Here is a 22,800-nt window from a genome sequence, read left to right on the forward strand (position 1 = left end):
GGAATCGGGAGTCTCATCCGACGGTGACGCGGCACGTGACGGAGCTCGCGTTCCGTCCGGGGGTGCGCCGGCGGCGGACGGCGCTCCGGAGCAGGACGGAGCTCGGGCTCCCGACGCACGCCGTGCGGTGCGGAGCGTCCGACCGGCGGTGCGGTCGCCGTACAGCGACGGAGAATGGCATCGGCTGCATCCGCTCACCCCTCTGCTTCGCGGCGGCCTGACCCTCCTCGTCATCATCGGCGTCATCGTGGCGAATCTGCGCGAGCGACTGGTCGAGTTCCTGTTCCCCGTCTTCACCGATCTGCCGCCCGGAGAGCTGCCGCCCGACCCGATCGACTACCTCTTCGCGAACAACCTCCTCCTCATCGCCGGTGGTGCGACGGTGGCCGTGCTGATCGTGCTGCTGGTGCTGTTCCGACTGTCGTGGCGATTCCACACGTTGCGGATCGGCGACGACGACGTCGAGGTGCGCTCGGGGGTGCTGTTCCGCACTCACCGCCGTGCGCCCCTCGACCGCGTCCAGGGCGTCAACCTGACGCGCCCCATGATCGCCCGGCTCCTTGGTCTGGCGAAGCTGGAGGTCGTCGGGGCGGGCCTGGATGCCAACGTCAAGCTCGAGTACTTGTCGGGGAAGGATGCCGACGCGATCCGCGGGGACATCCTCCGCCTCGCGTCCGGACGCCGGCTCGCCGCCGGGCAGATGGCCGGGGGCGAGCGGTCCTCGCTCGCGCGCCAGGCCGCGGCGGCGGTGGGCTCGGGCCTGCAGGGTCTCGTCGACGGTGAGGACTTCTCCGACGCCGAACCCGAGAGCATCGTGCGCATCCCGATCGGCCGGCTCGTGGCATCCCGTGTGCTGAGCGGTTCGACGGTGTTCCTCATCGCCCTCGTGGCCGGCATCGTCGTGGCGGCGTCTCTGTCGACGCTCTGGCTGCTCTTCACCGTCGTACCCATGTTCCTCGCGTTCGGCGCCTATTACGTGAGATCCGTCGCGCGCGGTCTGCGGTACTCGATCGCGCCGACGCCCGACGGCGTCCGAGTGACGTTCGGGCTGTTCACCACCGTCTCCGAGATCGTGCCTCCCGGCCGCGTGCACGCCATCGAGGTGCGGCAACCCCTGCTCTGGCGACCCTTCGGGTGGTGGACGGTCTCGGTGAACCGCCTCTCGGGCCGGTCGTCGACCGACAGCAGCACCGACCAGCTGGCCGCCGTGCTGCCCATCGGCACGCGTGACGATGTCGAGCGTGTGCTGGAGATCCTCGCACCGGCCCTGACCGGCGGTGAGTGGACGAGCGTGTTCCGCGACGGCATCCTGGGTCCCGTGGACGACGATCCCTACGTGACCACCCCGGCACGCGCCCGCTGGCTCCGACCGCTGTCGTGGCGGCGGAACGGTGTGCTGCTGTCCGACGACGCCCTGCTCCTGCGGCGGGGCTGGGTGTGGCGGTCGCTGAGCATCCTGCCGCTGGCGCGCCTGCAGTCGGTCGGCCTGGAACAAGGGCCGCTGGCTCGGGCGTTCGGCGCGGCGACGCTCACGGGCCACGTGATCGCCGGCACGGTGCAGACCTCGGTCGGCGCCCTCGACCGCGACGAAGCGGTGCGCATGTTCGAGCGCACGGCGCGCGCGAGCGTCGCGGCGGCCGCGAGCGACCGTAGTCACCGGTGGGCGGGATGAGCGGCCGTGACGGACGCCTCGGCGTGGGGGTCATCGGCGCCGGGCGCGTGGGTCCCGTCCTGGCCGCCGCGCTCGCCGGGGCCGGACACGCCCTCACCGGCATCACCTCCGGCTCCGACGACGACCGGGTCGAGGCGATCCTCCCCGGCCTTCCGGTGCTCACCGCGGACGAGGTCGTGCGCCGCAGCGAGCTGGTGGTCATCGCGGTGCCGCACGACCAGCTGTCGGCGCTCGTCACGGGCCTCGCGGAGCTGGGCGCCTGGCAACCGGGACAGCTCGTGCTGCACACCGACGCCGCATTCGGCGCCCGCATCCTCGACCCGGCCTCGCGGCTCGGCGCCATTCCTCTCGCGATCCACCCCGCCATCGTGTTCACCGGGACGTCGTCGATCGACCTCCGGCAATTGGCGCAGGCGTACGCCGCCGTGACGGCGCCCGCGCCCGTACTGCCCATCGCGCAGGCCCTCGCCGTCGAACTCGGTTGCGAGCCGGTGGTGGTGGCCGAGGACGATCGCGCGGCGTACGCGGAGGCGATCGCCACGGCGACGGAATTCTCACGATCGATCGTGCGCCAGTCGTCCGAGATGCTGTCGCGCGTGGGGGTCGAGAACCCCGGCGGATACCTCTCCGCGCTCGTGCGGTCGAGTGTCGACCAGGCGCTCGTCGAAGGTGCCGGACGTCGTACCCTCGACGACGACGCTACGATCGACGGATGATCCGCACCCTCGAGGATCTGCGCATCCGACTCGGCGAGATCCGAGGCGCAGATCGGTCGTCCGGCGGCCCCCGTGTCGCACTCGTCTCGACCCTGGGAGCCCTGCACGACGGCCACGTCGACCTCATCCATGAAGCCCGGCAGCGCGCCGACGTCGTGGTGGTGTCGACCTTCGTCAACCCGCTGCGTTTCCGCACCGCGGATGAGACGGCCTCCTACCCGCGTTCGCCCGAGGCCGACGAGCTCGTCCTCGGGGGTCTGGGCGTCGATGTCGTGTTCGCGCCCTCCGCGGCGGAGTTCCTGCCCGCGGGCACCGCGACGACCCGCGTCTCGGCGGGAGACGTCGGGTTGCGCTACGAGGGTCGGGTGCGTCCGTTCTACTTCGACGGCGTGCTGACCGTCGAGGCGAAACTGTTCAACCTGGTCCGCCCCGACGTCGCCGTCTACGGCGAGCGCGACCTTCAGCGCGCGTTCCTCGTGCGGCGCATGGTGCGCGACCTCGACTTCGGCCTCGAGATCGCCACGGTGCCCACCGTCCGCACCGACGACGGGCTGCCGGTGTCGAGCCGTATCGCTCTGCTGGAGCCTGCTGATCGTCGTGCTGCGGCGAAGCTGCCGCGGGCGCTGGAGGCTGCGGCATCCAACTCCGATCTGGGGGTCGACGCCTGCATCGCGGCCGCCCAGTCTTCGCTGATGGGCGAGCAGCGCATCGCCCTCGAGTACCTCAGCGTGGTCGATCCGGCGACCTTCCTGCCCGTCGACGAGGGCCACCGCGGTCGCGCCCTGGCCCTCATCGCCGCGACGGTGGGTGGTCACCGCTTCATCGACAACGCCGAGATCTCGCTGCGCTGAGACGGCCCCGCGGAGCTTCCGCGCGCGGGGCGGTCGTCCCTGGGGCGCTGACACGGCCGCGCGGGGCTGTCGCCCGTGAGGCGGTCGCTCTCTGGGAGCGGCGCCGGGCGACTCGGCCGTCTTCCGCTCGCGGATCGCTCCGCGCGTGCGGTGCCCGCCGTCGATCTGAGGCTCTCGGCCGCGGCGAATAGACTGGAGACGACCCCGAGGAGCCTCCCGATGACCGACGCGCCCGCGAACGACGCCGCCGAACCCACCGAAGACGAGGTCTTCGAGCAGAAGGCGGTGCGCCTGGCCAAGCGCGAGCGCCTGCTCGCCGAGCGCGCCGACGCTGCGGGCGGGCCGTACCCGGTCGCCGTGCCCGTCACCACGACGATCCCGGTACTGCGCGCGCGGTTCGGCGATCTCGAGGCCGGCGCCGAGACCGGCGAGACCGCCGGTGTCGCGGGTCGCGTGGTGTTCAGCCGCAATACGGGCAAGCTGTGCTTCGCCTCGCTGCAGGCCGGCGATGGGAGCCGCATCCAGGCCATGGTCTCGCTCGCGAGCGTGGGCGACGATTCCCTGCAGGCGTGGAAGGACCTCGTCGACCTGGGCGACCACGTCTTCGTCTCGGGAGAAGTGATCTCGAGCCGCCGCGGCGAGCTGTCGATCATGGTGTCCGAGTGGACCATCGCGGCGAAGGCCGTGCTCCCCCTTCCCAACCTCCACGGCGAGCTCAGCGAAGAGAGCCGGGTCCGCAGCCGCTTCCTCGACCTCATCGTGCGCGACCGCGCCCGCGAGACCGTCCTGGCGCGGGCGAAGGTCAACCAGAGCCTGCGCCGCACGTTCACCGAGCGCGAGTTCGTCGAGGTCGAGACGCCCATGCTGCAGGTGCAGCACGGCGGCGCGAGCGCGCGCCCCTTCACCACCCACTCCAATGCCTTCGACACCGAGCTGTACCTGCGCATCGCGCCTGAGCTGTTCCTGAAGCGCGCGGTCGTGGGCGGCATCGACCGTGTCTACGAGATCAACCGCAACTTCCGCAACGAGGGCGCCGACTCCACGCACAGCCCCGAGTTCGCGATGCTCGAGGCCTACCAGGCCTACAGCGACTACAACGGCATCGCCGACCTCACCCAGACCCTGATCCAGGATGCCGCGATCGCCGTCGCCGGCTCCACCACGGTCACATGGGCGGACGGTACCGAGTACGACCTCGGCGGCGAGTGGGACCGCATCTCGATGTACGACTCGCTGTCGGCGGCCGCCGGTCGCGAAATCACTCCCGACACGACGCTCGAGGCGCTGCGCGCGCTGGGCGCCGAGCACGAGGTGGACGCCCCGCCGCACGAGACCCACGGCAAATGGGTCGAAGAGCTGTGGGAGCACTTCGTCAAGCCGGGCCTGACGCGGCCGACGTTCGTCATGGACTTCCCCGTCGACACCAGCCCGCTCGTGCGCGAGCACCGCTCGATCGCCGGCGTCGTGGAGAAGTGGGATCTCTACGTGCGCGGGTTCGAGTTGGCCACGGGCTACTCCGAGCTCGTCGACCCGGTGATCCAGCGTCACCGTTTCACCGAGCAGGCGAAGCTGGCGGCGCGCGGCGACGACGAAGCCATGCCGATCGACGAGGAGTTCCTGCGGGCCCTCGAGCACGGAATGCCCCCCACCGGAGGCATGGGGATGGGTATCGACCGGCTGCTGATGGCGATCACCGGACTCGGGATCCGCGAGACGATCCTGTTCCCGCTGGTGAAGTAGGCCGCTCGAACACCCACTCGGGCAACCGCCCGGCATCGAGCATGGTGCGCATGATCTCGCTCAGCCCGTGCGTCCCGTCGATCGCGAGGGCCGAGTCCGCGTAGAACGCGGCGTGCGTGGATCGGCCGGAGGCCCACGCCAGCCACGCGCACGCAGCGAGCGCTCCGGGCCGGCGTTCGGGGGCGATGAGCGAGGCGACGCGTCGGCACAGTTCGAGCCCCGCGCGCAGCCGGGCCGGATCGGGCTGCGCCCCCTCGCCCCACATCGGACGCGCAAGGTCTTCGGGCACTGACTCGCCGCCCCGGAAGGCGGTCTGCGCGCGGAACACCGCGTCGCCCGTCGCCAGGTCTCCGGTCCACTGCATCAGGGCGACATCGCGAAGGGCGGGGCGCTCGAGGCAGAACGCGAGGGCCGCGATCCGTGTCATGTCGACCTGATCGATCGGTTGCATGATCGTGCGCTCGAACAACTCGGGCGGATCGGCGATCTCCGCGGCCACGGCGTCGGCCGCGGTGCGCCGGGCGGGCGAGAGGCGGCGGCGATCGCGCGAACGGCGCAGCGCATGTTCCACGTCGCCGAGGAGTTGTGCGAGCAGCCGCGAATCGTCTTCGGATCCGGAGGGCAGGCGGGCGGCGGCGAGGTGGTCGCCGCTGACGTCGTGGTCGAGCCCTTCGAACGCGGCATCTTGGATCTCGCTGAGCGGGTGCGCCGCAGCCGCCGGCTCGAGATAGCTCGTCCAGCCGTCGGAGCCCACGACGAGCGCGTCGATGACACGCAGGCCGCAGATGTCGGCGCGGGCGCGCACGGCATCCACGAGCCCGGCGTGCGGTGCGCCGGCACCGTCCGTCACGGAACCGTCGGTATACACCGCGATCGCCACGGCGTCGGTGCGTGTCACCTTGCAGGCCATGCCCACGACGGTCGAGGCGACGCCTTCTTCGGTGGCCTGATCGCCCTGCGGGGGAAGGTCGACGCGCATCGCGCCGAGCGAACGGCCCTCGCGGAAGGGGACGACGACGAGGCTGCGGTGCGGCGTGCACTCGAGCAGGTGCGGGACGAGGGAGAGGAACGCGGGAGACGAGGTTGCCCGCAGGACGGTGGTGGTCATGCGTCGAGAGTGGCCGTCGACGGTCGTTCCGTTCCGGGCGGATTCGCTCGATCGTGGATCATTCCCCGCATCCGCCGGGTGGGGAGGAGGCGCGAGCGGGCGTTCGCCCAGCCGTCGCGGGTATTCTCGGAGCATGGACGAGACGTGGACCGCTGTGCTGTGGGCGATCCTGCCGACGATCGTCGTGTCGTTCGTCTTCTTCTTCATCCTCCGAGGCGCCATCCGCATGGACCGCACCGAGCGCAAGGCCTACACGCGCATCGAGGCGCAGGAGCGGGCCAAGCGCGGACTTCCGCCGGTGGCGTCGACGGGCGACGGCCCCGCGAACTGAGGTCCGCGAGACCGCTGTCGGTGGTCGTCGCTACGCTGGGTCCACAACCCGTCCAGGAGGACCCGTGATCAACGCCACGTTCGACGCGAGCTGGCTCGTCATCACGCTGTTCGTCGTCGATCTGGTCGTGCGCATCGCGGCGATCATCGTCGTGCCCCGTAACCGTCGCCCCACCGCGGCGATGGCGTGGCTCCTGGCGATCTACTTCATCCCGTTCGTCGGGGTGTTCCTGTTCCTGCTCATCGGCAATCCGCGTCTGCCGCGCAAGCGCCGGCGCAAACAGGCCGCCATCAACGAGTACATCCACGACACGAGTGCGTCGCTCGAGTTCGGAACCCTCCGCCCGAACGCGCCGCACTGGTTCCGCGCCCTCGTGCAGCTCAACCGCAATCTTGGCGCCATGCCGATCGCGGGCGACAACGCCGCCACGCTCATCGCCGATTACCAGCAGAGCCTGGATGCCATGGCCGACGCGATCCGCGGCGCGTCGCGGTACGTGCACGTGGAGTTCTACATCCTGCAGTCCGATGACTCCACCGACAACTTCTTCCGCGCGCTCGAAGAGGTCGCGCAGCGCGGTGTCGTGGTGCGCGTGCTCCTGGATCACTGGGCGAACCGCGGCAAACCGCGTTACAAAGAGACGGTGCGCCGCCTCGACGCGATGGGCGCCCATTGGCACCTGATGCTGCCCGTCCAGCCGCTGCGCGGCCGCTACCAGCGTCCCGACCTGCGCAACCACCGCAAGCTCCTCGTCATCGACGGCGATGTCGCCTACATGGGCTCGCAGAACGTCACCGACTCCTCCTACAACCTGCGCAAGAACATCCGCCGCGGGCTGCACTGGGTCGACCTCATGGTGCGCGTCGAAGGTCCGGTGGTCGCCAGCATCAACGCCGTCTTCCTCTCCGACTGGTACAGCGAGACCGACGAGACCCTGACCGACGAGATCGATCTGTTCAGCGTGACCACCGGCCCGGGTGACCTGGACTGCCAGATCGTGCCCTCGGGGCCGGGCTTCGACTTCCAGAACAACCTCAAGCTGTTCCTCGGCCTGCTCTTCGCCGCGCGGGAACGCATCATCATCGTCAGCCCGTACTTCGTCCCCGACGAGGCGCTGCTCCTCGCGATCACCACCGCCTGCCAGCGCGGGGTGCATGTGGAGTTGTTCGTGTCCGAAGAGGGCGATCAGGCGATGGTGTACCACGCCCAGCGCAGCTACTACGAGGCGCTCCTGCGGGCCGGCGTCGTCATCTGGATGTACCGCAAGCCGTTCATCCTGCACAGCAAGAGCGTGACGATCGACGATGAGGTCGCCGTCATCGGCTCGAGCAACATGGACATGCGCTCCTTCGGTCTGAACCTCGAGGTGTCGATGCTCGTGCGCGGGGAGGAGTTCGTCCGCGACATGCGGGCGGTCGAGGACCGCTACCGTCAGCTCAGCCGCCCCCTCACTATCGAGGAGTGGCGTCGGCAGCCGTTGCGTTCCACGATCCTCGACAACCTGGCCCGCCTTACCTCCGCGCTGCAGTGAGGAGCCGCGGCGTTCGCCGCCGGCATCCAGGAATCTCCGTCATCATGGGGCGGACCCACCCCCCGGAGGTTTTCATGTCTCGCTCACGTCTGACCCTCATCGGCCTGCTCGGAGCGGGCCTGCTCACCGCCGGCGCCCTGACCGGGTGCGCGTCGGGCGCCGCGTCATCGCCCGAGTCGTCGTCGCCCACCGAGACTGCGACATCCTCGCCCGCGGGCGAGGTCAGCGCCGCCTGGCTCGACGCGGGCCGCATGATCGCGGTCGTCACCTCCGGCAGCTCGTCGTGCGTGCCGGCCGTCGCCGGGGAGCCGCAGATGGCCGGCGGTGCGCTGACGGTGGACCTCGTCGAACCGACGCAGGAGCCGTGCACGCGCGACATGGCGCCGCGTGCGACGCTGGTGACCCTACCGGCGGGTACGGACGCCGGTGCCGCCCTCACCGTGAAGGTGACGGGGGCATCGGAGGGCGAGGCCACGCTCGCCGCCCTGGCCGAGGTTCCCGCTCCTCCCACCGATTTCGCACCGAGCGCCGGCTGGGCGAACTCGTCGCTAGTCGCGATCGTCACGTACGGCAGCTCCAGCTGCGTTCCCACCGTCGAATCGGTGAGCACCGACGGTGGCAACGTGGCCGTGACGTTCGCCACGCCCCCCGCCGATCAGGTGTGCACCATGGACTACGCCCCGCGCGTGACTCTGGCCGACGTGGGCGCCGAGGCCGGCGACGGTCCGGTCTCGCTGGTCCTCTCCGGCGGCAACGTCCAGGCGCCCGATCCGATCCCGGTGCTCGGCAGCCGCTGAACCGGCGACTGCGGAGCTCGCCCGATCCGGTCTCCGTGACCGACTCGTGGCGCCGTCAGCGCTCGACCACGAGCAGGTCGCCGACCTCGCACTCCAGCACGCGGCAGATCGCGGCGAGGGTGGAGTAGCGGATCGCACGTGCCCGGTCATTCTTCAGCACCGACAGGTTCACGACCGAGACCCCGACCAATTCGCTGAGGCGCGTGAGCGTCAGGCCGCGTTCTTCGAGGAGTTCGTCGAGACGGCAATGGATGCCGCTCGGCCCGTCGTCTGCGGTCGCCGGGGTCATACCAGGCCTTCGGTGTCGCGCTGCAGACGGTCGCCGACGGCGAAGACGGTGCTCGACAGACCGGCGACGAAGCCGATCGCGATGAGGACGGGCAGGTCGATCTGCTGCGTGAGTCCGCGGTCGTAGGTGCGGTCCGACAGCCACGCCAGTGCGCCGTTGGCCACCATGTTGTGGAAGAAGGGCACACCGAAGGCGCCGACGAGCGTGATGACGCCGACGGCGGTGACGATCACGGTGTGGCGGCGGCTGAAGATGTCGCCGCGCAGGATGCCGACGCACAGCACGAGCAGCAGGACGACCGCCGCGACCACCGTCGCGGCGAAGAGCCCCTCGCCCAGGAAAAGCGCCCAGAGCGAAGCGATCGGTAGCGAGGGAGCGGTGACGACGGCGCCGGTCAGCTCGACGGGCACCGCGGCGCCGTGGGGACCGATGGGGGCCTGTGCCACGGTGTCGAGGAATTCGATCGGCACGCGCACGTCACGGTTCCCGACGGCGGCGACGATGTTGCCGATGCTGCGGATGACCGCCCACGCGGCGATCGCAACGCCCGCGATGATGAAGAGCACGAAGTTCCAGGTGTCACCACGGGAGAGGGTGCGAGGGGTGGATCGGGGGGATGCCATGATCGCTCCTTATCGATGATCGTTGTTATCGGTGATCGATAATATAACGACTATCGATGGGTGTCGCAAGACCGGCCCGGTCGCGGTATGCCCACGGCGAACACGCGTCCCTGGCCTCCGGCCGCTGGTTACTCTCGATGTACGGCGCGCGGAGGCGTGCCTGTCAGCCCATTTCTGGAGGGACTGAGATGTTCGAGAGATTCACCGACCGTGCCCGTCGTGTGGTCGTCCTCGCCCAAGAAGAGGCGAAGATGCTCAACCACAACTACATCGGCACCGAGCACATCCTGCTGGGACTGATCCACGAGGGCGAAGGTGTCGCGGCCAAGGCGCTCGAGTCCCTCGGCATCTCCCTCGACGCCGTGCGCGAGCAGGTGCAGGACATCATCGGCCAGGGACAGCAGCAGCCGACGGGACACATCCCCTTCACGCCGCGTGCGAAGAAGGTCCTGGAGCTGTCTCTGCGCGAAGCGCTGCAGCTCGGCCACAACTACATCGGCACCGAGCACATCCTGCTCGGCCTCATCCGTGAGGGCGAGGGCGTGGCCGCCCAGGTGCTCGTCAAGCTCGGCGCCGACCTGAACAAGGTGCGCCAGCAGGTCATCCAGTTGCTCTCGGGCTACCAGGGCAAAGAGCCCGCCGGAGTCGCCACCGGCGCCGGCGAGCAGCAGTCCTCCGCCGCGCAGGGCGGCTCGGCCGTGCTCGACCAGTTCGGTCGCAACCTCACGCAGGCCGCGCGCGACAACAAGCTCGACCCCGTGATCGGACGCGAGAAAGAGATCGAGCGCGTCATGCAGATCCTGTCGCGCCGTTCCAAGAACAACCCCGTCCTCATCGGCGAGCCCGGTGTCGGAAAGACGGCGGTCGTCGAGGGTCTCGCGCAGGCCATCGTCAAGGGCGACGTGCCCGAGACGCTAAAGGACAAGCAGGTCTACTCTCTCGACCTCGGGTCGCTCATCGCCGGTTCCCGCTACCGCGGTGACTTCGAGGAGCGCCTGAAGAAGGTCACGAAAGAGATCCGCACGCGCGGCGACATCATCGTCTTCATCGACGAGATCCACACCCTCGTGGGTGCCGGTGCCGCCGAGGGAGCCATCGACGCGGCATCCATCCTCAAGCCGTTGCTCGCCCGCGGTGAGCTCCAGACCATCGGTGCCACCACGCTCGACGAGTACCGCAAGCACTTCGAGAAGGATGCCGCGCTCGAGCGCCGCTTCCAGCCGATCCAGGTGGCCGAGCCGAGCCTGCCCCACGCGATCAACATCCTGAAGGGGCTGCGCGACCGCTACGAGGCGCACCACAAGGTGCAGATCACCGACGGCGCGATCGTCGCCGCGGCGAATCTCGCCGACCGCTACATCAGCGACCGGTTCCTGCCCGACAAGGCCATCGACCTGATCGACGAGGCCGGCGCCCGCCTGCGTCTGTCGATCCTGTCGTCGCCGCCCGAGCTGCGCGAGTTCGACGAGAAGATCGCCAAGGTCCGCGAGCAGAAGGAGCAGGCCTCCGAGGAGCAGGACTTCGAGAAGGCCGCCTCCCTGCGCGATGAGGAGAAGTCGCTCCTCGCCGAGCGTCTGCGCCTCGAGAAGCAGTGGCGCTCCGGCGACGTCGCCTCCCACGCGGTGGTCGACGAGGGCCTGATCGCCGAGGTGCTCGCCCAGGCGACCGGCATCCCGGTGTTCAAGCTCACCGAGGAGGAGTCCAGCCGCCTCATGTTCATGGAGAAGGCCCTGCACCAGCGGGTCATCGGCCAGGAAGAGGCGATCGCGGCCCTCTCGCGCACCATCCGTCGCCAGCGTGCGGGTCTGAAGGACCCCAAGCGGCCCTCGGGCTCGTTCATCTTCGCCGGCCCCACGGGCGTCGGAAAGACCGAGCTCGCCAAGGCGCTCGCCGAGTTCCTCTTCGACGACGAGGGCGCGTTGATCTCCCTCGACATGTCGGAGTTCGGTGAGAAGCACACGGTCTCGCGCCTGTTCGGTGCCCCTCCCGGGTTCGTCGGCTTCGAAGAGGGCGGCCAGCTCACCGAGAAGGTGCGCCGCAAGCCGTTCTCGGTCGTGCTCTTCGACGAGATCGAGAAGGCCCACCCCGACATCTTCAACTCGCTGCTGCAGATCCTCGAAGAGGGTCGCCTGACCGACGGTCAGGGCCGCGTCATCGACTTCAAGAACACCGTGATCATCATGACGACGAACCTCGGTTCGTCGGCGATCGCCGGAGGCCCGGTGGGCTTCCAGGTCGAGGGCAGCGCGCAGACGTCCTACGAGCGGATGAAGGGCAAGGTCGACGAGGAGCTCAAGCGTCACTTCAAGCCCGAGTTCCTCAACCGCGTCGACGACGTCATCGTCTTCCCGCAGCTGAACAAGGACGAGCTCCGTCAGATCGTCGGACTGTTCGTGAAGCGACTGGCCGATCGCCTGCTCGACCGCGACATGACCGTCGAGCTGTCCGACGAGGCCAAGGACAAGCTCATCGACATCGGGTTCGACCCGACGCTCGGTGCGCGCCCCCTACGTCGCGCCATGCAGCGCGAGGTCGAGGACCGTCTCAGCGAGAAGATCCTCCACGGCGAGCTCGAGTCGGGCGACCACGTGAAGGTGGGAGTCGAGAACGGACAGTTCTCGTTCGAGACCACCCCGCGTGGTGAGAAGGTCGCGCTGGGCGTCGGGACGGCGGGCGAGATCGCCGCCACCCCCGACACACTGGCCGGCAGCTGACGCTGTAGCACGAAGGGGCCCGGATGCCATGGCATCCGGGCCCCTTCGTCGTCGCGGCGTACGCTGGGACGATGACTTCTCCCGCGCCGTTCGTCGTCCGCTCCGCCGGTACCGCCGACGTCCGACGCATCCACGAACTGCTCGAGCCGTTCGTTCAGAAGCGCATCCTGCTCGGCAAAGACCTGGTCGTGCTCTACGGCTCGGTCCAGCAGTTCGTCGTCGCCGAGGTCGACGGTGTCGTCGTAGGCTGCGGCGCGCTCCACATCATGTGGGAGGACCTCGGCGAGATCCGCACCCTCATCGTGCACGACGACTGGCTGCACCTCGGAGTCGGGCGAGCCCTCGTCGAGACGCTCGAACAGCGCGCGCGCGAGCTGGGGGTGTCGCGGCTGTTCTGCCTCACCTTCGAGGTCGATTTCTTCACCCGCCGCGGTTTCACCGAGATCGGCGAACAGGTGGTGCCGCCCGACGTGTACTCGCAGCTGGTGCGCAGCCCCGACGAGGGCGTCGCCGAGTTCCTCGACCTCGCACATGTGAAGCCCAACACCCTCGGCAACACGCGAATGCTGAAGAACCTTTGAGTCACTCGACATCTCGCGGGGCGGGTGAGGTGCCGGTGATGGCGAGCGTGCCGTGGAGTGGGCTCACGGCCAGGACGCCTACCCTGGAACCATGACCGATGCCCCCCGTAGGCGGAGGCAGTCCCCGGCGGTCTATCGCCGACGCCGTCTCGCGGCGGGGCTTCTCGCCCTGATCGTGATCGGCCTCGTCGTATGGCTCGTCGCGGCTCCGCCTTGGCGTGTCGCACCGACCGCCGCCCCCTCGTCCGATCCGTCCGTGAGCACCGCCCCGGCGTCGCCGTCGGCGACCGCTGCCGCGCCCTCGGCAGCCGTCACCCCGACGGCAGGTCCCACCGCGACACCGACGCCGAGCGTGCCGACGGGGCCCATCGAGTGCACCGCCGCGAACATCACGGTGGAGGCACTGTCGGACAAGGCGGAGTACGCCCAGGGTGAGAACCCGCAGCTGTCGATCCGGCTGTCGAACACATCGGACACCCCCTGCGTGTTGAACGTGGGAACGAGCGCCCAGTCGTTCACGGTGACGAGCGGCACCGACGTGTGGTGGCGCTCGACCGACTGCCAGTCGGAGCCGAGCGACATGGAGGTGACGCTCGCCGCGGGCCAGGTCGTCACGAGTTCCGCCCCCCTGACCTGGGATCGCACGCGCTCGTCCGTGAGCTCTTGCGACGGCGAACGCCCCTACGCGCCGGGCGGAGGCGCGACGTATCACCTGAGCGTCTCGATCGGCGGCATCCCCTCGGCGGGCACCGCGTCGTTCATCCTGCAGTGATCCCGCGCCCGTTCGCGATCCGCGCCCGTTAGGGACGGGGCTCGCATGACGCGGGCGGAGATTCACGGGCAATGCGCGGCGGTGTCGCGGCCCTGAGGTCGTACCCGGGGGAGGAGATTCGGCGAGCGGAGGACTCTTTCGCGTCGGCTGGTCCTCCCTTCGCCGAATCTCCTCCGTTGCTCACCGGTTCGCGCGCTGCGGCGCGGTGCCGTGCGTGCGCTCGGAGCCCACCGGATACCACGGGGCGCCGGGCGGAGCGGGGCCGCGGATAGGCTCGGAGGATGGCCGCAGGCAAGAAGCGCAAGGGGAAGAAGCTCGACGTGGACTTCAAGAACACCGCACTCTCCGACGCGCTGCAGACCCAGGACATGGCCGCCATCGCCTTCGCGCTGCGTCACGGGCCCACCGTCGTTCCCCTGATGACACCGGGCGACGCGGACAATCCCCTCAGCGTCGGCGAGGTGTGGACCTACCGCGATCCGAACAACGCTCAGGTGGCGTTGCTGCTGTTCAGCGACGCCGCCCACAAGCCCGAGACGCTGCCCCCGCACGTGGCACTGCAGTCGCCGCAGTGGCTGCGGGCCTTCCTCGGTGCGCATCAGGATGCCATCACCACGGTGTTCATCGACATCGCCGGGCCGCACCCGATCCAGGCGTCACCCGCCGATCTGATCGCCGCCCTCGACGCCTGACGGGCCGCCCAACCCGCCCGGTCGTCGCACCGGGATGCTTTCGGGTGGCGGTGCGTGGGTTCGACGCCGAGCTGTGGGACAGCGCTGCAATGCGCGCGGGCTGCCGTCCGGGCGAATCGGATGATCGCGCCGATAGCGCGCGGGCGGCCGGCAGCCGGCGCGCCGCGCGACCGTGCTGAATGGCGCGCGGGCTGCCGGTCGCCCCGGGGCGAATCCCCGTTGGTTGGTGAAGAATCCGAGTCGCGCGGGTGAGACCGGCGTGCAAGACTCGGGGCCATGGAGTTCCTGATCGCCGGTGCCGTGTGCGCCGCCGGACTTGTCATCCCCGCCGTCCTGGGCATGACGTCACCGCACCGCCGCCGCCGGTCCGCTCCTCCCGGGCGCTGATCCGACGCATCCGGCCGAGGGTGCGACGCGACGGTCGAACCACCGGCATCCGCTTCACGCGGCAGGCCGTGCTCTCAGGCGTCACGGTGGAATCGCGGCCTCACCCGGCAGAGGTCAGAATCCGGGCTCGCCTTCGTCACGCGGCATGCCCCGCGCCTGCAGTTCGTTGAGAGCCTGAGCCAGCTTGCGCGACGACGAGTCGAGCACCGTGTGGTACCCGAGCCGTTTCGCCTCGGAAGCCCGCTGCGCAGCCTGCGTGACATTTCGGATCTCGCCGGTGAGGGTGAGTTCGCCGATTGCGGCGAGACGTTTCGACACCTTGCGGTTCTTCACGGCATTCGCGACGGCGATGGCGATGGCGAGGTCGGCCGCGGGCTCGATGAGGCGTACGCCGCCGACGGTGGAGACGTAGACGTCGCGGTCGGAGAGCGTCAGGCCCATGCGGCTCTCGAGCACGGCGAGGACCATCGCCACGCGCGACGAATCGACGCCGTTCACGATGCGCCGCGGGTTGGGCGCGGTCTGCCGCACCGCGAGCGCCTGGATCTCGACGGGCAAGGCGCGCCGCCCCTCCATCGCGATGGTCACGCACGTGCCCGGCTCGGGTTCGCCGTGCCCCAGGAACAGCGCGCTCGGGTCGGCGACCTCGGCGATGCCGGTGCCGGTCATGTCGAAGCAGCCGACCTCGTCGGTGGGCCCGAAGCGGTTCTTGAGAGCGCGGACGAAACGCAGCGACGTCTGCCGGTCGCCCTCGAAGTGGCACACCACGTCGACGAGGTGCTCGAGGATCCGTGGCCCGGCGATCGAGCCGTCTTTGGTGACGTGGCCCACGAGGATGATGGGCAGGCCGCGTTCTTTCGCCACGCGGATCAGCGCCGAGGCGACCTCGCGCACCTGGGCCGGCTGGCCCGCGGCACCGTCGTTGTGCGCCGATGACACCGTCTGCACGGAGTCGACGATGAGCAGGCCGGGCTCGACCTGGTCGATGTGACCGAGGATCGTCGCGAGGTCGGTCTCGGCCGCGAGGAAGAGCTCGTCGTGCAGCGCGCCCGTGCGCTCGGCTCGGAGGCGCACCTGCGCGGCGGACTCCTCGCCGCTGGCGTACAACACCCGGCGCCCCGCGCGGGCGCTCTGCGCGGCGACCTCGAGCAGGAGCGTCGACTTGCCCACGCCCGGCTCGCCGCTGAGCAGGATGGCTGCGCCCGGAACGATGCCCCCGCCCAGGACGCGGTCGAACTCGCCGACCCCGCTGGTGCGTCGCGGCGCGTCTTGCGTGTCGATCTCGGTGATGCGACGGGCCGCGCGAGCGGCCCCGGGTGCGACCGGAACGATCGAGCGGACGATGCCCGTCTGCTCAGCGGCCTCGACGACGGTGCCCCACGACTGGCACTCGCCGCACCGACCGACCCACTTCACCGTCGTCCACCCGCACTCGGTGCAGCGGTAGGGAGCGGGTGCTGCAGCGGGACGTCGGGATGCCATGTGCTCAGGCTACGCGGGGCCTCCGACATCGCCCGTGCCGGGCCGCGGCATCCGGTGCCCGTCGTCCGTCGTCGGCCCACGCGTAAATGCGATCCGTGCGCAGAAACACGGTGACGGCGTGTTTATGCGCAGGAACATCGTTTATGCGTCGGAGCGCACAAGCGCGCGGGCTCGACCGTCCTCGTCGACCGGGCACCGGTGCACCACCCGTTCGGCGGCGAGCTCGCGGCGCCCCGCGCATGCGGACGGCGTCGCCTCAGCCGCGCAGCGAGTCGGCGACCTCGGTGAGGGCGTCGGCGGAGCGGCGCAGCAGCGCCACCTCGTCGTCGGAGAACGGCGTGCCGGCGACGGGCACAGCCCCGGCCGCGCTGACGATCGACGGCACCGACAAGGCCATGCCGTCGATGCCGTGGAAGCCCTGCAACACCGTGCTGACGGGGAGGATCGCGTGCTCGTCGCGCAGGACAGCCTCGACGATGCGCGCGCTCGACAGGCCGATCGCGTAGTTCGTCGCACCCTTGCCCTTGATCACCTTGTACGCGGCGTCGCGGACGTCGACGGCGATGGCATCCAATTCGTCCTTCTCGAAGCGACTGCCGTCGGGGAGCTCGAACTGCGTGATCGGCACGGATCCGATCGTGGCGGTGGACCAGAGCGGGAACTCCGTGTCGCCGTGCTCTCCGACGATCCAGGCGTGCACGCTCGTGGTGGCGACGCCCGCGCGCTGGGCGATCTTCCACCGCAGCCGCGAGGTGTCGAGCACCGTGCCCGAGGCGAAGATGCGGCGGGTGGGCAGGCCCGTCGCCTCCTGCGCGAGCACCGTCAGTACGTCGCACGGATTCGTCACGATGACGTACACCGCGTTCGGCGCGACCTCGAGCAGGTCCGGCATCATGTCGCGGATGATGCGCGCGTTCGTGGCGGCGAGTTCGGTGCGGGTCTGCCCCGGGTTCTGCTTCGCCCCCGCGGTGATAACCACGACGTGGGAGCCCTCGGCGACCGAGACGTCGCTGCCCCCGGTGATGTCACTGGAACCGGTGAACTGGGTGCCGTGCGCGAGGTCGAGCACCTCCGCCTCGACCTTGTCGGTCGCGATGTCGTAGAGCGCGACGTGCCGGGCCGAGCCGCGGATGAGAGCCGCGTACGCCACGCTCGCCCCCACGCTTCCCGCGCCCACGACCGTCAGCTTGGAGTTCTCGATCACGCTCATGGCTCGATCCTGGCAGCGGCCGTGAGCGCACTCCACCGTGGTCGTTCGACGGTGGACGAATGGATGCCGTACCTCGGCCGTGTCTCCGGGCGCGGACGCGCCGAACTCCGGACATGCGGTGTCGCAGGGGTCGATTGCTCAGGCAAAGGGGGCCGACGTTTCGCCGGAGTCCGGCGCGGGCCGGAGTGCCGCTTCGGGCCAGGATTCGCGGCATCGCCGCATCTGTCGTAAGCTTTCCGGCGGTGACGTGTCCGAGCGGCCGAAGGTGCAACACTCGAAATGTTGTGTAGGTTCACCCCTACCGTGGGTTCAAATCCCACCGTCACCGCCACCACGAAGGCCCCGATCCTCACGGATGCGGGGCCTTCGTCATGTCGAGCGGGTGTCAGTGCTTATGCAGCACGGCCCAGGCGATGAGGCTGTCGAGGCGGCGGATGTCGGCGCCTTTCGTGACCTTGATCTTGATGTGTCCGACCTTCGTCCACAGTTCGATCTCGGCATCGCGGTCGAGCAGACCCCCCGCGTTCTCGGACGACCACATCTCGATGGCGGAGTACGGAAGCGAGTAAATCTCCACCTTGCGACCGGTGATCCCTTGCGCGTCGCGGACGATGAGCCGCTTCGTCGTGAATGTGGCCGAATCGCGGAAGGTCTGGAACGACGCGACCGCCTGCTCGCCCTCGACGAGCAGCGGCGCGACGTCAGCCGGTGTCGGGATCTCCCGCTGCAGGGTCCACGAGAGGATCTGGCTGGTTTCGACCATGAGGTGTGCTCCTTCATCCGGCGCCCATGTCGGCGCGTCGTCCTCACCGTAGCGGCACGCGCCCGAGCGGCCGGCGACCTCGAGCGGTGCGCGACTCAGCCTCCCGGCCCAGACGGCTGTATCGGCGCGCCGTCGCCGTTCTCGGGGAGATCGCCGCGTTCGACGGGTGCGGGCGGCTCTGTCGGCGCGTCGGCGAACAACGCCTTCAGCTCGGCATCCGAGGGGACGTGCACCGCCTCGGCTGCCCGGCGCAGGTCGTCGAGCGGGGTTCCGTTGGGGCCGATCACCCAGATCGTCGCGCCGTCGCGCGCGACGAGGAACTCGTGCGCGCCGCCGCCCTCGCGGTGCCACAGCCCGGCCTCTTCGGTGCACGTCACCGCTGCGTCGGGCAGGTCCCACATCGGTGTCGCCGCACAGCTTTCGGCATCGGGTTCTCCGGGCGAGGTGCGGAGGGTGATCATGGCCGCGGTCTGCTCGTCGACCCACGTCGCCGACAGTCCGTCGTCGTTCGCCGGTCCGACCGATTGCGACGCGAGGTCGTACCCGTCGACCCGGGTCGTGAAGACGAGGGCGGGGTCGATGTCGAGCAGGGCGGCCTTTCGCGAGATCGAGGCGCCGTCGGCCGGCGTTGGCGTCCCTCCGCAGGCGGTGATGGCGAGGGTGACGACCGCCGCGAGGCCGGCGAGGAGCGGAGCACGGGAGGCGGAACGCATGACAGCATCTTCGCTCAGCGCGCCCGTGCGGTCGATGGCGCGCTCATCCGCAGCCCGGATCGAGGGGATGCCTGAACCCGGCACGCGTTGCCGCCCGGCCGATCGGCGTCGCCGAATCAGTGGGGCCGATCGGCGTCGCCGAATCAGTGGGGCCGATCGGCGTCGCCGAACCCGCGGGTGGACGGCGCAGGTCAGAGCCCGTCGATGAACTCCCGCACCGCCGTGGCAGCCTCGGCTGCGGCCGGGTACGTGTGCTCGCTCGCGGGGAAGACGCCCTCGCGCACCTCTCGGGCGTACGCCTCGACGCCCTCGACCATCGCATCGCCGAGTGCGGCGTAACGCTTGACGAAGACGGGTGCGCGGCCCTCGGTGATCCCGAGCAGATCGTGCTGCACGAGCACCTGCCCGTCGGCGGTTCCGGCGCCGATGCCGATGACGGGGATCCGCAGGGACCGGCGGATCTCGGCGACGACATCGGCGGGCACGGCCTCGATGACCAGGAGGAAGGCGCCCGCCTCCTGCACGGCGAGCGCGTCGCGCGCGACTCGGACCGCCTCGTCGGACGTGCGTCCCTGGGCGCGGAGCCCGCCGAGCGCGGTCGCGGTCTGCGGGGTGAGACCCACGTGCCCGACGACCGGGATTCCGGCGTCGACGATCGCCCGCAGGCGCGACAGTCGTGCCGGGTTCGCCCCCTCGATCTTGACCGCCTCGGCGCCGGCCTCGTGGACGAAGCGGATGGACGTCTCGACCGCCTGCTCGTCGCTGAGCTCGGTCGACCCGAACGGCAGGTCGCACAGCAGCAGGGGGGTCTCGATCGCCCGGCGGACGGCTTTCGACAGGGTCAGCATCTCGTCGAGCGTCACCGAGGTGGTGTCGGGGTGCCCCAGCACCACCTGGGCGCCGGAGTCGCCGACCAGCACGATGTCGACGCCCGCGCGTTCGGCCACGCGGCCCGACACGTAGTCGTAGGCCGTCACCATGACCAGCGGCGTGCCGGCCTCGGCGAGCTCGCGGAGCCGGCGGAGCGTCACCTTGCGGCGGGTCATCTCAGGCTCCCCTCGAGGGCGATGCGGTCATCGACGCCCGGATCGAGCACCACGTTGTCGATGAGTCGGACCTGCCCCACCCGGACGGCGAGGGCGAGCAGCGCCGGGCGCGCGATATCGGTGAGGGGTTCCAGGCTGTCGGCGTCGACGATCCGCACGTACTCGTGATCCAATCCGGCTTCGGTGAGTCCCTCGTGCACGAGGGACGTGAGGCGATGGGTGTTCCGGATGCCGGAGGCGAAGGCATCCTGAGCGGCGCGGAGCGACCGCGGGATGACCGCTGCGAGTCGCCGTTCCTCAGCCGACAAACGCGCATTGCGGCTGGAGCGGGCCAGACCGTCGGCGTCACGGGAGGTGGGGCGCGCCACGATCTCGACGGGGATGCGGAGGTCGGTGACCATGCGCCGGACGACCACGACCTGCTGAGCGTCCTTCGCCCCGAAGTACGCGCGGTCGGGTCCGACGGCGAGCAGCAGGGTGGCGACGACGGTGGCGACGCCGTCGAAGTGCGAACGACCGCGGACGGCGCCCTCGAGCGTCGAGGTGAGTGCGCCGTGAACGGAGACGGTCGTGGCGAAGCCCGCCGGGTACATCTCGGCCGCCGACGGCGCGAAGACGATGTGGGTGCCGGCGAGCGCGGCCAGTTCGACGTCGGCCTCTTCCGTACGCGGGTAGGCGTCGAGGTCGGCGGCTTCGCCGAACTGCGTCGGGTTGACGAAGATCGACAGCACCACGGTCTCGTTCTCGGCCGCCGCGGCGCGCAGCAGCGAGAGGTGCCCCTCGTGGAGGGCGCCCATCGTCGGCACGAATCCGATCCCTCCGCCGCGGTGGGGTTCGAGAGCGGCGCGCAGCTCGGCGACGGTGCGCACGATGCGAATGGTCACGGGAGGGACTCGATTCCGGGTCGTTGTGCGGTGGCGAGGTCGCGCGTCGCGTCGACGAGCGCGTCGAAGAGCGCCAGACGGTCGGGGAGACGCTCGGCGACGGCCCGCCGTTGCCGAGCCACCGTGGCGTCGTCGCCGCGCGAGACCGGGCCGGTGAGGGCGGCGACCGCTCCGCGTTCCGCCCAGTTGTCGACCGCGGCGCGCACGAGGGGGACGAGGGCTTCTCTCCCGATCCCCGCGGTCGCGGCGAGCTCCTCGGCCATCCCCTCGAGCGTGACGAGGAAGTTCGCGGCGACGGAGGCGGCCGCGTGGTACGCCGCGCGGTCCTGGTCACGCACCTCCACGCCCGTCATCCCGAGGACCTCGGCGAGGGCCGAGGCGATCGCCGAGCCCGCGGGAGTCGTCGCGGCGAGGGCGGCCGTCACCCCGGCGAACGATGCCCCGGCCGCCGTGACCGTCATGAGGGGGTGGATGCTGAAGGCGTCGTGGGGGTGGAGGACCGAGAGGTCGAGGGCCCCCGAGAGGTGGCCGACGGTGCGACCGGGGGCGATGGCGCGCGCGGCGGTGGCGATCGCGGCATCCGGGACCGCGAGCAGAACGATCGCGGCATTCGCCCCCGATGCTCCCCGACCCGCCGGACCGACGACCGGCACCCCGGCGGCGTCGAGGGCGGCCACGAGAGCGCGGCCCATGCGACCGTCGCCGACGACGAGGACGGGGCCCGGCAGCTTCAGGGCGGAGGGGAGGAGTGGCGGTGTCATATGCGTGTGGCGCCGACCCCGGGGGCGGCTTCGCCGCCTTCCACCGTACTCGCTCCCGCCTCGCGCGGAGCAGGGCTCGGGATCGGCCCTCAGCCCACCCGTGGCTGCTGCTGGGTGATGCAGTGGATGCCGCCGCCGCGGTCGAAGATCGGGCGGGCGTCGACCAGAACCACGCGACGCCCCGGGTAGGCGTCGCCGATGATCTCGGCGGCGCGCGCGTCGGCGGCCTCGTCTCCGAAGCCGCAGAGCACGACGCCGTCGTTGGTGACGAGGTGGTTGATGTAGCTCCAGTCGACCCAGCCGTGTCCGTCGTGCAGGGTCGAGGGGGCGGGCACCCCGGTGACCGTCACGGAGCGCCCGAGCGCGGCGAAGGCGGCCGCGAGTTCCTCTCGGACGACGCGCGACACCTCGTGATCGGGGTGGCCGGCATCCTGCTGCTCGTGAACGAGGACGTGATCGGGAGAGGCGAAGGTCGCGACGATGTCGACGTGCCCGTTGGTGCCGAACTCGTCGTAGTCGCGGGTGAGGCCGCGCGAGAGCCAGACGGCATCCGTCGCGCCGAGCGTCCGGGCCATCTCGGCCTCGACGCGGGCGCGGTCGGCGTGCGGATTGCGGCGCGGGTCGCGCTGCACGGTGTCGGTGAGAAGTACGGTGCCGACGCCGTCGACGTGCAGGCCTCCGCCTTCGGCGACCAGCAGCGAGTCGATCACCTCGGCGCCCACGTGCTCGGCCACGACCCGCGCGAGCAGAGCGGACTTCTGCCACTCGGCCCAGTCGGGAGCGCCCCAGCCGTTGAAGATCCAGTCCACCGCGCCGAGGACGCCCGGCCGGTCGGGGTCGGTGACGAAGGTGGGGCCGACGTCGCGCATCCAGAACTCGTCGAGCGGGGCCTCGACGATCTCGATCGACGAGTCCAGCAGGCGACCGGCGCGGGCGATCTCGGTCGGGTCCACCACCATCGTCACGGGCTCGAACTGCGCGACCGCGTGAGCGACCTCGGTCCAGGCGCGGTACCCCTCTTCGCGCGCGGCGGCGGTGTCGCCGAGGGTGACGCCTTCGCGGGGGAACGCCATCCAGGTGCGCTCGTGGGGGGCGGTTTCAGCGGGCATGCGCCACATGGCGTGCTCCTCCAAGGTC

At 70.3% G+C, this 22,800-nt stretch carries 22 protein-coding genes and 1 tRNA gene; 12 read left to right on the plus strand and 11 right to left on the minus strand.

Annotated features, from left to right (window positions below; genetic code table 11):
- The first annotated feature begins 148 nt into the window (after positions 1 to 148).
- From QRO03_RS11930 to lysS, 4 genes are all read left to right on the plus strand, one after another.
- Entirely contained in the window at positions 149 to 1,672 is a 1,524-nt protein-coding gene (locus QRO03_RS11930) for a PH domain-containing protein (protein ID WP_285137718.1), read from the plus strand.
- Complete coding sequence (locus QRO03_RS11935) at positions 1,669 to 2,388, plus strand: DUF2520 domain-containing protein (protein WP_285137719.1); 720 nt, start codon at positions 1,669 to 1,671, stop codon at positions 2,386 to 2,388. The genes QRO03_RS11930 and QRO03_RS11935 overlap by 4 nt, the downstream gene beginning before the upstream one ends.
- Positions 2,385 to 3,239, plus strand: coding sequence for a pantoate--beta-alanine ligase (panC, locus tag QRO03_RS11940; RefSeq protein WP_285137720.1), 855 nt, complete (start codon positions 2,385 to 2,387; stop codon positions 3,237 to 3,239). The genes QRO03_RS11935 and panC (QRO03_RS11940) overlap by 4 nt, the downstream gene beginning before the upstream one ends.
- Before the next feature lie 219 nt (positions 3,240 to 3,458).
- Complete coding sequence (gene lysS, locus QRO03_RS11945; RefSeq protein ID WP_285137721.1) at positions 3,459 to 4,979, plus strand: lysine--tRNA ligase; 1,521 nt, start codon at positions 3,459 to 3,461, stop codon at positions 4,977 to 4,979.
- Here the strand turns inward: lysS and QRO03_RS11950 are convergent.
- Positions 4,930 to 6,087: a DUF4192 family protein gene (locus QRO03_RS11950; RefSeq protein ID WP_285137722.1), complete on the minus strand. Its 1,158-nt coding sequence runs from the start codon at positions 6,085 to 6,087 to the stop codon at positions 4,930 to 4,932. The two genes, lysS and QRO03_RS11950, sit on opposite strands and share 50 nt — an antisense overlap.
- Before the next feature lie 133 nt (positions 6,088 to 6,220).
- Here QRO03_RS11950 and QRO03_RS11955 point away from each other — a divergent pair, with 133 nt between their 5' ends.
- The 3 genes from QRO03_RS11955 (at position 6,221) to QRO03_RS11965 (ending at position 8,746) form a co-directional block, all read left to right on the plus strand.
- A complete protein-coding gene (locus tag QRO03_RS11955; RefSeq protein ID WP_285137723.1) occupies positions 6,221 to 6,418 on the plus strand; it encodes a hypothetical protein in 198 nt (65 codons plus the stop codon).
- A gap of 64 nt (positions 6,419 to 6,482) precedes the next feature.
- Positions 6,483 to 7,949: a cardiolipin synthase gene (cls, locus tag QRO03_RS11960; protein ID WP_285137724.1), complete on the plus strand. Its 1,467-nt coding sequence runs from the start codon at positions 6,483 to 6,485 to the stop codon at positions 7,947 to 7,949.
- Between the two features lie 74 nt (positions 7,950 to 8,023).
- Complete coding sequence (locus tag QRO03_RS11965; protein ID WP_285137725.1) at positions 8,024 to 8,746, plus strand: hypothetical protein; 723 nt, start codon at positions 8,024 to 8,026, stop codon at positions 8,744 to 8,746.
- A gap of 55 nt (positions 8,747 to 8,801) precedes the next feature.
- Here QRO03_RS11965 and QRO03_RS11970 read toward each other — a convergent pair whose 3' ends face one another.
- Positions 8,802 to 9,035, minus strand: coding sequence for a helix-turn-helix domain-containing protein (locus QRO03_RS11970; RefSeq protein WP_285137726.1), 234 nt, complete (start codon positions 9,033 to 9,035; stop codon positions 8,802 to 8,804).
- Positions 9,032 to 9,658, minus strand: a complete 627-nt coding sequence (locus QRO03_RS11975) for a hypothetical protein (RefSeq protein ID WP_285137727.1) — start codon at positions 9,656 to 9,658, stop codon at positions 9,032 to 9,034. Before QRO03_RS11975 ends, QRO03_RS11970 begins: the two co-directional genes overlap by 4 nt.
- 188 nt (positions 9,659 to 9,846) lie before the next feature.
- On the opposite strand from QRO03_RS11975, the gene QRO03_RS11980 reads away from it, so the two are divergent.
- The 4 genes from QRO03_RS11980 to QRO03_RS11995 all read left to right on the plus strand — a co-directional run bounded on the left by QRO03_RS11980 (position 9,847) and on the right by QRO03_RS11995 (position 14,417).
- Entirely contained in the window at positions 9,847 to 12,372 is a 2,526-nt protein-coding gene (locus QRO03_RS11980) for an ATP-dependent Clp protease ATP-binding subunit (RefSeq protein WP_285137728.1), read from the plus strand.
- Positions 12,373 to 12,443: 71 nt separating this feature from the next.
- Positions 12,444 to 12,953, plus strand: a complete 510-nt coding sequence (locus QRO03_RS11985) for an amino-acid N-acetyltransferase (protein WP_285137729.1) — start codon at positions 12,444 to 12,446, stop codon at positions 12,951 to 12,953.
- A gap of 91 nt (positions 12,954 to 13,044) precedes the next feature.
- Positions 13,045 to 13,725, plus strand: coding sequence for a hypothetical protein (locus QRO03_RS11990; protein ID WP_285137730.1), 681 nt, complete (start codon positions 13,045 to 13,047; stop codon positions 13,723 to 13,725).
- Between the two features lie 281 nt (positions 13,726 to 14,006).
- Positions 14,007 to 14,417, plus strand: a complete 411-nt coding sequence (locus tag QRO03_RS11995; protein WP_285137731.1) for a dehydrogenase — start codon at positions 14,007 to 14,009, stop codon at positions 14,415 to 14,417.
- A 501-nt stretch (positions 14,418 to 14,918) separates the two neighbouring features.
- On the opposite strand, the gene radA is transcribed toward QRO03_RS11995, so the two are convergent.
- The gene (radA, locus tag QRO03_RS12000; RefSeq protein ID WP_285137732.1) at positions 14,919 to 16,286 is read right to left on the minus strand and encodes a DNA repair protein RadA; all 1,368 of its coding nucleotides are present in this window, start codon (positions 16,284 to 16,286) and stop codon (positions 14,919 to 14,921) included.
- Positions 16,287 to 16,542: 256 nt separating this feature from the next.
- Positions 16,543 to 17,496: an L-lactate dehydrogenase gene (locus QRO03_RS12005; RefSeq protein ID WP_285137733.1), complete on the minus strand. Its 954-nt coding sequence runs from the start codon at positions 17,494 to 17,496 to the stop codon at positions 16,543 to 16,545.
- Positions 17,497 to 17,737: 241 nt separating this feature from the next.
- On the opposite strand from QRO03_RS12005, the gene QRO03_RS12010 reads away from it, so the two are divergent.
- Positions 17,738 to 17,827 (plus strand) — tRNA-Ser (locus tag QRO03_RS12010).
- A gap of 54 nt (positions 17,828 to 17,881) precedes the next feature.
- Here QRO03_RS12010 and QRO03_RS12015 read toward each other — a convergent pair.
- The 6 genes from QRO03_RS12015 to QRO03_RS12040 form a co-directional block, all read right to left on the minus strand.
- A complete protein-coding gene (locus tag QRO03_RS12015) occupies positions 17,882 to 18,259 on the minus strand; it encodes a PH domain-containing protein (RefSeq protein WP_285137734.1) in 378 nt (125 codons plus the stop codon).
- 95 nt (positions 18,260 to 18,354) lie between these two features.
- Positions 18,355 to 18,972 carry a hypothetical protein gene (locus tag QRO03_RS12020; protein WP_285137735.1) on the minus strand — a complete coding sequence of 206 codons (618 nt, stop codon included), beginning with the start codon at positions 18,970 to 18,972 and terminating at the stop codon, positions 18,355 to 18,357.
- A 191-nt stretch (positions 18,973 to 19,163) separates the two neighbouring features.
- Positions 19,164 to 20,018: a 3-methyl-2-oxobutanoate hydroxymethyltransferase gene (panB, locus tag QRO03_RS12025; protein ID WP_285137736.1), complete on the minus strand. Its 855-nt coding sequence runs from the start codon at positions 20,016 to 20,018 to the stop codon at positions 19,164 to 19,166.
- The gene (gene panC / locus QRO03_RS12030; RefSeq protein ID WP_285137799.1) at positions 20,015 to 20,896 is read right to left on the minus strand and encodes a pantoate--beta-alanine ligase; all 882 of its coding nucleotides are present in this window, start codon (positions 20,894 to 20,896) and stop codon (positions 20,015 to 20,017) included. Before panC (QRO03_RS12030) ends, panB begins: the two co-directional genes overlap by 4 nt.
- 2 nt (positions 20,897 to 20,898) lie before the next feature.
- A complete protein-coding gene (locus QRO03_RS12035) occupies positions 20,899 to 21,663 on the minus strand; it encodes a DUF2520 domain-containing protein (RefSeq protein ID WP_285137737.1) in 765 nt (254 codons plus the stop codon).
- A gap of 89 nt (positions 21,664 to 21,752) precedes the next feature.
- Positions 21,753 to 22,781: an agmatine deiminase family protein gene (locus tag QRO03_RS12040; protein WP_285137738.1), complete on the minus strand. Its 1,029-nt coding sequence runs from the start codon at positions 22,779 to 22,781 to the stop codon at positions 21,753 to 21,755.
- Between the last annotated feature and the right edge of the window lie 19 nt (positions 22,782 to 22,800).

This window comes from Microbacterium sp. lyk4-40-TSB-66 (assembly GCF_030209475.1).
Lineage (GTDB): Bacteria > Actinomycetota > Actinomycetes > Actinomycetales > Microbacteriaceae > Microbacterium.

Bases quoted from the DNA above. Each gene is read 5' to 3' on its own strand.
- QRO03_RS11935 (WP_285137719.1), top strand. From the start codon at position 1,669: ATGAGCGGCCGTGACGGACGCCTCGGCGTGGGGGTCATCGGCGCCGGG.
- panC (WP_285137720.1), top strand. From the start codon at position 2,385: ATGATCCGCACCCTCGAGGATCTGCGCATCCGACTCGGCGAGATCCGA.
- lysS (WP_285137721.1), top strand. From the start codon at position 3,459: ATGACCGACGCGCCCGCGAACGACGCCGCCGAACCCACCGAAGACGAG.
- QRO03_RS11950 (WP_285137722.1), bottom strand. From the start codon at position 6,087: ATGACCACCACCGTCCTGCGGGCAACCTCGTCTCCCGCGTTCCTCTCC.
- QRO03_RS11955 (WP_285137723.1), top strand. From the start codon at position 6,221: ATGGACGAGACGTGGACCGCTGTGCTGTGGGCGATCCTGCCGACGATC.
- QRO03_RS11965 (WP_285137725.1), top strand. From the start codon at position 8,024: ATGTCTCGCTCACGTCTGACCCTCATCGGCCTGCTCGGAGCGGGCCTG.
- QRO03_RS11970 (WP_285137726.1), bottom strand. From the start codon at position 9,035: ATGACCCCGGCGACCGCAGACGACGGGCCGAGCGGCATCCATTGCCGT.
- QRO03_RS11975 (WP_285137727.1), bottom strand. From the start codon at position 9,658: ATGGCATCCCCCCGATCCACCCCTCGCACCCTCTCCCGTGGTGACACC.
- QRO03_RS11980 (WP_285137728.1), top strand. From the start codon at position 9,847: ATGTTCGAGAGATTCACCGACCGTGCCCGTCGTGTGGTCGTCCTCGCC.
- QRO03_RS11985 (WP_285137729.1), top strand. From the start codon at position 12,444: ATGACTTCTCCCGCGCCGTTCGTCGTCCGCTCCGCCGGTACCGCCGAC.
- QRO03_RS11990 (WP_285137730.1), top strand. From the start codon at position 13,045: ATGACCGATGCCCCCCGTAGGCGGAGGCAGTCCCCGGCGGTCTATCGC.
- QRO03_RS11995 (WP_285137731.1), top strand. From the start codon at position 14,007: ATGGCCGCAGGCAAGAAGCGCAAGGGGAAGAAGCTCGACGTGGACTTC.
- radA (WP_285137732.1), bottom strand. From the start codon at position 16,286: ATGGCATCCCGACGTCCCGCTGCAGCACCCGCTCCCTACCGCTGCACC.
- QRO03_RS12005 (WP_285137733.1), bottom strand. From the start codon at position 17,496: ATGAGCGTGATCGAGAACTCCAAGCTGACGGTCGTGGGCGCGGGAAGC.
- QRO03_RS12015 (WP_285137734.1), bottom strand. From the start codon at position 18,259: ATGGTCGAAACCAGCCAGATCCTCTCGTGGACCCTGCAGCGGGAGATC.
- QRO03_RS12020 (WP_285137735.1), bottom strand. From the start codon at position 18,972: ATGCGTTCCGCCTCCCGTGCTCCGCTCCTCGCCGGCCTCGCGGCGGTC.
- panB (WP_285137736.1), bottom strand. From the start codon at position 20,018: ATGACCCGCCGCAAGGTGACGCTCCGCCGGCTCCGCGAGCTCGCCGAG.
- QRO03_RS12035 (WP_285137737.1), bottom strand. From the start codon at position 21,663: ATGACACCGCCACTCCTCCCCTCCGCCCTGAAGCTGCCGGGCCCCGTC.
- QRO03_RS12040 (WP_285137738.1), bottom strand. From the start codon at position 22,781: ATGTGGCGCATGCCCGCTGAAACCGCCCCCCACGAGCGCACCTGGATG.